Genomic DNA, 7,365 nt, shown 5'->3' with positions numbered 1-7,365 from the left:
CAAACTTTTTGCCAAACGCATCAGTGCGCAGCGGCCTGGAACGTGGCCTCCGGCAAGACTTCGCGCAGCAAGCTGAGGAACTGCGCTTGGATGCGCGCCAAGGCTTCAGCGGTGTGACCTTCAAAGCGCAGCACCAACACCGGCGTGGTGTTCGAAGCGCGCACCAGCCCAAAGCCGTCGGCGTAATCGGCCCGAATGCCGTCGATGGTGCCGATCTCTGCGTCCGGCCAATTGAGGCGGGCGCGCAACGCCTCCACCACAGCGTGCGGATCCGGCGTGGGCACGTTGATTTCTGGCGTGCTGTGGCTGGTGGGCAAGGCGTCGAGCACCGCGCTGGGGTTGTCGCTGCGCGAGAGGATTTCCAACAGCCGCGCAGCGGTGTAGGTCGCGTCATCAAAGCCGTACCAGCGCTCGCCAAAGAAGATATGGCCGCTCATCTCACCGGCAATTGGGGCGTTGGTTTCCTTGAGCTTGGCCTTGACCAGCGAGTGGCCGGTCTTCCACATCAGCGGCACACCACCGGCTTCGCGGATCGCCACGGGCAGGCGTTGCGAGCACTTGACGTCATAAATGATGGGCGCACCGGGATGACGGCTGAGGATGTCTTGCGCGAACAGCATCAATTGCCGATCTGGATAGATGTTGTGCCCGTCACGGGTCACCACGCCCAAACGGTCACCGTCGCCGTCAAAGGCCAAACCCAGTTCAGCTTCGGTGGCACGCACCACTTGGATCAGATCGACCAGATTTTCTGGCCGGGACGGATCAGGATGGTGATTGGGGAAATTGCCATCGACCCGGCTGTAGAGGTCAATCACTTCGCAACCCAGCGCGCGCAGCACCGAAGGCGCCGAGGCCCCAGCAATGCCGTTGCCCGAATCGACCACCACACGCATCGGCCGAGCCAACTTGCAGTCGCGGGTGATGCGGTGCAGGTACTCGGGCAGGATGTCGATCTGGCCGCTTTGCCCTTCACGGGCCGAATCCGCTGGGACGGCGTAGTCCTTGGTTTCCATGCGCTGGCGCAGCGCCTGGATCGCCGGGCCGTGGATCGCCACCCCCGCCAACACCATTTTGAAGCCGTTGTAATCCTTGGGATTGTGGCTGCCGGTCACTTGGATGCCGCTGCTGCAACCGTGCAAGCCGCGTGTGGCCGCGACGTAATAAACCATCGGGGTGGTCACCGCGCCCAAATCGACCACATCGATGCCGGTGGCGGTCAGCCCCCGGATCAAGGCATGCACCAGACGCGGACCCGAGAGACGTCCGTCGCGGCCCACCACCACCGCACGCTCGCCTGCGGCCAAGGCTTCGGTGCCAAAGGCACGGCCAAGATGTTCAGCAAAGGCCTCGTTGAGGCTTTTGCCCACAATGCCCCGGATGTCATAGGCCTTGAATACACCTGCGTCGATTTGCATGAAGGTTGAGATGAAGTCGTAGGATGGCGGCCATTGTAGGTAGATCATGTGTCCCACCCCATCCTCTTTATCCCTGTCGTTTTCTGCCCGCATCGCCACGCCCTTGGGCTGGATGACAGCGGTTGCCACCGATGCGGGCTTGACGCAACTGCGCTTTGTGGACGAGCCAGCAGCAAACACACTGCAAGTTGACATCAAGGCCGATCACCCCGTCTTGCAAGCTGTGGCCGAGGGCCTCGCGGCCTACTGGCACAACCCAAGCACCCTCGCTAGCTATCTCACGGCTGTGGCCCTTGCGCCCCACGGCACACCCTTTCAGCAGCGGGTCTGGGCCGAAGTGGCCCAAGTACCCTTGGGTCAAACGTGTAGCTACCGCGAGCTGGCCCAACGCCTAGGACAAGCCAGCGCGGTTCGAGCGGTAGCACGGGCTTTGGCGCTCAATCCGATCCTGGTGTGGGTTCCCTGCCACCGGGTTATCGGCTCAGACGGTCGCTTGCGTGGTTACGCTGCTGGTTTGGTGCGCAAACAAGCCCTTTTGCACCATGAAGGGGCATGAGCCTCCCTACAATGCGCGGGTGAATGTTGATCTGCACTGCCACTCGACCATCTCTGATGGCACCTTGCTACCCGAAGCCTTGGCCCAACGGGCGCAAGCCAACGGCGTGGAACTTTGGGCACTGACCGACCACGATGAACTCAGTGGTGTCGCCCGGGCCCAAGAAGCGGCCCTTGATCTGGGCATGCGTTTTCTGACTGGGGTTGAAATTTCCGCCAGCTATGGTGTGCACACCCTGCACATCGTGGGTTTAGGGGTCGATCCTGCCAACCCCGATCTATGCGCCGGCATGACTTCGATCCGCACGGGCCGGGAGCGCCGGGCGCGTTTGATGAGTGCGTCACTGGCACAGGTGGGCATCCTCGGCGCGTTCGAAGGGGCTTTGAAATACGCCGGCAACCCCGACCTGATCTCGCGCACCCATTTCGCGCGCCACTTGGTTAAAACGGGGGTGTGCCGCGAACCCAACGAGGTCTTCCGCCGTTACCTGACTCCTGGCAAGCCGGGTTTTGTGCCGCACCAATGGGCCACCTTGGCCGAAGCGGTGGAATGGATTCGGCGGGCCGAAGGGCTGGCGGTTTTGGCCCATCCGGGGCGCTATCCGCTGACGGCCACGCAGGAATATGCCCTGCTTTCAGACTTCAAAGCCTTGGGCGGTTTGGGCATCGAAGTCATCACCGGCAGCCATACCCCAGCCGAATTCATCCAGTACGCCCAAGTAGCGCGCGATGTCGGCTTGGCGGCTTCGTGCGGCAGTGACTTCCACGCGCCGGGTGAGAGTCGCATCGACTTAGGCACGCTGCCGCCCATGCCCGCCGATCTGCCCAAGGTGTGGGATTTGCTTGAACGCCGCATCCATCGCGCGTCGCGCGTGACGTGAGCTTGTCATGGTCTCGGCGCACAATGCCGAGCCATGGCTCAGTACTTTGAAGTCCATCCGGACAACCCTCAAGCGCGTTTGCTCAAGCAAGCGGCCCAAATCATCGACAAGGGCGGCATCGCCGCGATCCCAACCGATTCCAGCTACGCTTTGGTGTGTCATCTCGATGACAAAGCCGCAGCGGACCAGTTGCGCCGCATCCGTCAGATCGATGACAAGCACCACCTGACCTTGCTTTGCCGCGATCTGGCCGAGTTGGCGAACTATGCCAAGGTCGATAACCACCAGTACCGCATGCTCAAACGGGCCACACCGGGGCCGTACACCTTCATCTTGGAGGCGACCAAGGAAGTGCCCCGGCGGCTGTCTCACCCCTCACGCCGCACGGTGGGTTTGCGGGTACCCGAGCACAGCGTCACCCAAGCGCTGCTGGCGATTCTCGGACAGCCCCTGATTGGCACCACCCTGATTGCCCCCGGGGAAAGCGATCCGCTGAATGATCCGCAAGACATCCGCGAACGCTTCGAGCATCAGCTCCAAGCGATCCTTGATGCCGGGGCATGCCCGATGGAACCCACCACCGTGATTGATCTCAGCGGCGCTGAGCCCAATGTCATGCGACTGGGACGCGGCGACATCAAGCTGCTTGGCCTTTGAAAACTCTGGTAGGATTCGCCACCTTTTTCGGTGAGCCAGCGTGCGGCATGCACGCGGCGTGCGAACCGATGCATCGAGCGGGTGCTTAGCTCAGTCGGTAGAGCGGCGCCCTTACAAGGCGTAGGTCGGGAGTTCGAGCCTCTCAGCACCCACCACCGCTCGACCGCCCATCGGTTTAGCCCATACGGCTCCACGGTTCTACACACGGTTCCAGATCTTTCTACCTATGTTTGAATTTGTCCGCCAACACAACCGTGTCTTGCAGTTTGTCTTGATCCTGCTGATATTCCCCTCCTTTGTGGTGTTCGGCATCCAGGGCTACAACAAATTCAACGAAGGTCATGCCACGGTGGCTGAAGTGGCTGGCAGTGCCATCACCCAAGCCGAACTGGATTCGGTTTATCGCAATCAGATTGAGCGCATGCGCGCCCAGATGCCCAACGTTGATCTGAAGTTGCTCGATACGCCGCAGATGAAGGCTCGGGTTCTTGATGATTTGGTGCGTGAGCGCGTCTTGCTTGAAGCGGTGCGTAAGCTCAACCTCTCGCCCAGCGATGAGCGGCTGCAACGCATCTTTCAAACCGATCCGCAGTTTGCTGCGGTGCGCAACGAAGACGGCACTGTGCGCAAAGAGTGGCTGGCCGCGCAAGGCCTGAGCTCTGAGCAATTCGTCGCTCGCCTGCGCCAAGAACTCGCCGCCAAGCAAGTCACCAACGGTTTGGCTGAGTCGTCCTTGGCCACAGCGGGTGTCGCCAGCATCGCCTTGGATGCCTTCTTCCAGCGCCGTGAAGTTCAGATCGCACGCTTCGAGCCCAAAGCTTTTTTGCCACGTGTTAGCGCTGAGCCGGCTGATCTCAAGGCTTTCTACGATGACCCCGCCCAAGCGCAGGCCTTCATGAAGCCCGAGCAAGCCAAGGTCGAGTACGTGGTGCTGGATCTGGACACCGTGCAACGCAGCGTCACCGTGCCCGCCGAAGAGATCAAGGCGTATTACGACCAGAACATCACGCGCTACACCCAAGCCAAAGAACGTCGGGCGCGCCATATTTTGATCAAGACGGAGAAGGACGCTACAGCCGATGCCAAAGCCAAGGCGCGCGCTCAAGCCGAGGCGTTGCTGGCCGAGTTGCAGAAGAATCGCGGTCTTTTTGCCGAGCTGGCGCGCAAGCATTCGGGTGATCCGGGCTCAGCCACTCGGGGTGGTGATCTGGATTGGTTTGGCATGGGTGACATGACCAAAGCCTTTGAAGACGCCGCCTTTGCCCTCAAAAAAGGTGACTTGAGTGCGGTGGTGGCCTCTGAATTTGGCTTCCATCTGATCGAAGTGACCGATCAGCGCGGTGGCGAAGCCCGCAGCTTCGAAACCGTCAAGGCCGAGATTGAACAAGAGCTCAAGCGTCAATTGGCGCAGAAACGCTTTGCCGAAGTGGCCGAGCAATTCACCTCGGCTGTCGAGGCCGAGGACACCTTGAAGCCGGTGGCTGACAAGATGAAGCTCGCCTTGCAAAGCGCCGAAGGCGTCACGCCCCAAGCTGCACCGGGAGCCACGGGGGCCTTGGCTCAACCCAAATTGCTCGAAGCTCTTTTCGCTGCCGACAGCGTGCGCACCAAGCGCAACACGGCCGCCATCGACATCGGTGCCAACCAGTTGGTTGCGGCTCGGGTGATTGCATACAGCCCTGCGCATCGCTTGCCGCTGGATGACGTGAAAGACCAGCTGCGCGAGCGCGTGTTGAATCACAAGGCGGCGCTCGAAGCTTCACGCGAAGGTCAAGCCAAGCTCAAGCAGTGGCTTGGTGGCGATTTGCACGATGAATCTTCAACGCTGGCAGCGATTGAACTGGTGTCGCGAGCCGCACCGCAAGGCAAGCCGGCGCTGTCGCGTGACTTGGTGGATGCCGCGTTGCGGGTGCCTGCCCATACCCTGCCTGCGTGGACCGGGGTGGCGTTGGCGTCTGGTGGCTACGCTGTGGTCAAAGTGCTGAAGGTTTTGCCCGCCGATGCCGCGCTGGTCGGCGCGCCCGCCCAAGCCCAAAGCCAATACGCCCGCTTGTGGGGGCAGGCCGAAACCGATGCCTACCAATCTGCGCTACGTACGCGCTTCAAAGCCGAGATTCAGAAGGTGACTGCGCTGCCGCCAAGCGACAATCGTTGATCTTGTCGATTTTTCTGCTACAATGACGTTCTTTCTGCGGTGGGTGTAGCTCAGTTGGTAGAGTCCCAGATTGTGATTCTGGTTGTCGTGGGTTCGAGTCCCATCATCCACCCCAAAAGTCAAGTAAAAACATTCAAAAATGGCCCTTCGGGGCCTTTTTTGTGGCCGTCACCCAAGGATGGAACCCATGAAGCAGCTTGATACCCCCCTAGCCATGCTCAAGGATCCCGGTCTTCTCAAGACCGATGCCCTCCTCAACGGCGTCTGGGTCAGCAGCAACCAACGCTTTGAGGTCACCGATCCGGCCACAGGGGCCAAGCTGGCGGATGTCGCCCTGCTGGGAGCTTTAGAGGCCGAACAAGCCATCCAAGCCGCCAACGCCGCTTGGCCCGCTTGGCGCAGCAAAACGGCCAAAGAACGCGCCGCCATCTTGATGGCTTGGTACCGCTTGATGATCGAGCACGCCGACGATCTGGCCCGCATCATGACGGCCGAACAAGGCAAGCCCTTGGCGGAGGCGCGTGGCGAGGTGATGTACGGTGCCAGCTTCATCGAGTGGTTCGCGGAAGAAGCCAAGCGGATTTACGGCGAAACCATCCCCAGCACCGACCCGAATAAGCGCTTCATCGTGCTCAAGCAGCCCATCGGCGTGTGCGCAGCGATCACACCATGGAACTTTCCCATCGCGATGATCACGCGCAAGGTGGCTCCAGCCTTGGCGGCCGGCTGCACCGTGATCATCAAACCGGCCGAAGCCACGCCGCTGTCGGCCCTAGCTTGTGCGGAGCTGGCCCAACGCGCCGGCATGCCGGCGGGGGTACTGAATGTGCTCACGGGTGACGCTGAAGCCTCAGTGGCCATGGGCAAGGTGCTGTGCGATTCCGATGTGGTGCGCCACTTGAGCTTTACCGGCTCGACCGAAGTCGGTCGCATCCTGATGAAGCAATGCGCGCCGACCATCAAGAAGCTCTCGCTCGAACTGGGTGGCAACGCGCCTTTCGTCGTCTTTGACGACGCCGATATCGACTCAGCGGTCGAAGGCGCGATGATTTCCAAGTACCGCAACGCTGGGCAAACCTGCGTCTGCGCCAATCGTTTTTATGTGCAAGACGGTGTCTATGACACCTTTGTGGCCAAGCTTGCGGCCAAGGCGGGTGCCATCAAGGTGGGCAACGGCTTTGAAGCGGGCGTCACCCAAGGCCCGCTGATCGACGCGCAGGCCTTGGCCAAGGTCGAAGCCCATGTCACCGATGCCGTGGCCAAAGGGGCCAAGGTGGTGGTAGGCGGCAGCCGATCTGCTGGGGCACTGGGCGAGCGCTTCTACACCCCCACCGTGTTGGCCGATGTGAGCGCCGACATGCTGTGTGCCCGCGAAGAAACCTTCGGCCCTGTCGCCCCGGTGTTTCGCTTCCATACCGAAGCGGAGGCCATCCAAGCTGCCAACGCCACGGAGTTCGGCTTGGCCAGCTATTTCTACAGTCGCGATATCGGCCGGATTTTCCGGGTCGGTGAAGCGCTGGAGTACGGCATGGTGGGCATCAACACCGGGCTGATTTCTGTGGCCGAAGTGCCTTTTGGCGGGGTGAAACAGTCCGGCTTAGGCCGGGAAGGATCGCGCCATGGCATCGAGGACTACGTCGAGATGAAGTACCTCTGCCTGGGCGATCTTCTGAAATAAGCCGATAAACATAAGCCGACA

At 61.0% G+C, this 7,365-nt stretch carries 6 protein-coding genes and 2 tRNA genes; 7 read left to right on the top strand and 1 reads right to left on the bottom strand.

All coding sequences use genetic code 11. From position 1 onward, the window contains the following. Window positions 1-20: 20 nt before the first annotated feature. Window positions 21-1,418: a phosphomannomutase/phosphoglucomutase gene (locus tag AC3VI7_RS06205; protein ID WP_489668638.1), complete on the bottom strand. Its 1,398-nt coding sequence runs from the start codon at window positions 1,416-1,418 to the stop codon at window positions 21-23. Between the two features lie 46 nt (window positions 1,419-1,464). Between AC3VI7_RS06205 and AC3VI7_RS06200 the strand changes: the two genes are divergently transcribed. From AC3VI7_RS06200 to AC3VI7_RS06170, 7 genes are all read left to right on the top strand, one after another. After that, window positions 1,465-1,974, top strand: coding sequence for a methylated-DNA--[protein]-cysteine S-methyltransferase (locus AC3VI7_RS06200; RefSeq protein WP_489668602.1), 510 nt, complete (start codon window positions 1,465-1,467; stop codon window positions 1,972-1,974). Further along, complete coding sequence (locus tag AC3VI7_RS06195; protein WP_489668601.1) at window positions 1,961-2,854, top strand: 3',5'-nucleoside bisphosphate phosphatase; 894 nt, start codon at window positions 1,961-1,963, stop codon at window positions 2,852-2,854. Before AC3VI7_RS06200 ends, AC3VI7_RS06195 begins: the two co-directional genes overlap by 14 nt. 33 nt (window positions 2,855-2,887) lie before the next feature. Beyond that, window positions 2,888-3,511 (top strand): L-threonylcarbamoyladenylate synthase, encoded by a 624-nt coding sequence (locus tag AC3VI7_RS06190; protein ID WP_489668600.1) that lies wholly within the window; start codon window positions 2,888-2,890, stop codon window positions 3,509-3,511. Between the two features lie 79 nt (window positions 3,512-3,590). Continuing rightward, window positions 3,591-3,666: transfer RNA gene (locus tag AC3VI7_RS06185), tRNA-Val, on the top strand. Window positions 3,667-3,737: 71 nt separating this feature from the next. Beyond that, the gene (locus tag AC3VI7_RS06180; RefSeq protein WP_489668599.1) at window positions 3,738-5,666 is read left to right on the top strand and encodes a SurA N-terminal domain-containing protein; all 1,929 of its coding nucleotides are present in this window, start codon (window positions 3,738-3,740) and stop codon (window positions 5,664-5,666) included. A gap of 39 nt (window positions 5,667-5,705) precedes the next feature. Next, window positions 5,706-5,781, top strand: a tRNA-His gene (locus AC3VI7_RS06175). A gap of 72 nt (window positions 5,782-5,853) precedes the next feature. Then, window positions 5,854-7,344, top strand: coding sequence for an NAD-dependent succinate-semialdehyde dehydrogenase (locus AC3VI7_RS06170; protein ID WP_489668598.1), 1,491 nt, complete (start codon window positions 5,854-5,856; stop codon window positions 7,342-7,344). The last annotated feature ends 21 nt before the right edge of the window (window positions 7,345-7,365 follow it).

The sequence above is a fragment of the Leptothrix toolikensis (SeqCode) genome (genome assembly GCF_057922285.1).
This window is presented reverse-complemented; position numbering and strand designations above follow the sequence as displayed.

Coding starts and splice junctions, on each gene's coding strand:
- AC3VI7_RS06205 (WP_489668638.1), bottom strand. CDS start 1,418: ATGCAAATCGACGCAGGTGTATTCAAGGCCTATGACATCCGGGGCATT.
- AC3VI7_RS06200 (WP_489668602.1), top strand. CDS start 1,465: ATGTGTCCCACCCCATCCTCTTTATCCCTGTCGTTTTCTGCCCGCATC.
- AC3VI7_RS06195 (WP_489668601.1), top strand. CDS start 1,961: ATGAAGGGGCATGAGCCTCCCTACAATGCGCGGGTGAATGTTGATCTG.
- AC3VI7_RS06190 (WP_489668600.1), top strand. CDS start 2,888: ATGGCTCAGTACTTTGAAGTCCATCCGGACAACCCTCAAGCGCGTTTG.
- AC3VI7_RS06180 (WP_489668599.1), top strand. CDS start 3,738: ATGTTTGAATTTGTCCGCCAACACAACCGTGTCTTGCAGTTTGTCTTG.
- AC3VI7_RS06170 (WP_489668598.1), top strand. CDS start 5,854: ATGAAGCAGCTTGATACCCCCCTAGCCATGCTCAAGGATCCCGGTCTT.